The organism is Treponema sp. R6D11 (genome assembly GCF_054786075.1).
The window spans coordinates 1-309 of sequence record NZ_BDHD01001413.1; the positions used below are offsets into that span (position 1 = coordinate 1).

Consider the following 309-nt stretch of genomic DNA (forward strand, 5'->3'; position numbering starts at 1 on the left):
ACATTGATGCTATTAATTTCAAGCAGAAATTTTATTTTTGGCGTTAAAAATACTGGACTTTCTTTTTTTTCGGGAATCAGAGGCGGATTATACGAATTAACTTCTCTGGTTTCAAGAACTGTGCTGTCAATAAAAGAGCTTACAAATTTAAGGAAAGAACACGCCGATCTTTTAAAACAACTTGATCGTTTTGAAGAATTGGAACGCAGTAATGCGGAAATTTATCAGGAAAATATCAGATTAAAAGAACAACTTGATTTTTCAAAAACTCTTAAATATCGACGTATCCCCGCGCAAATATCTGGAAGA

General features: G+C 33.0%; 1 protein-coding gene. It reads left to right on the top strand.

Annotated features, from left to right (window positions below; genetic code table 11):
* On the top strand, window positions 1–309 hold a 309-nt coding region (locus ACYVTD_RS18965), incomplete at both ends, for an MreC domain-containing protein (protein ID WP_461249129.1).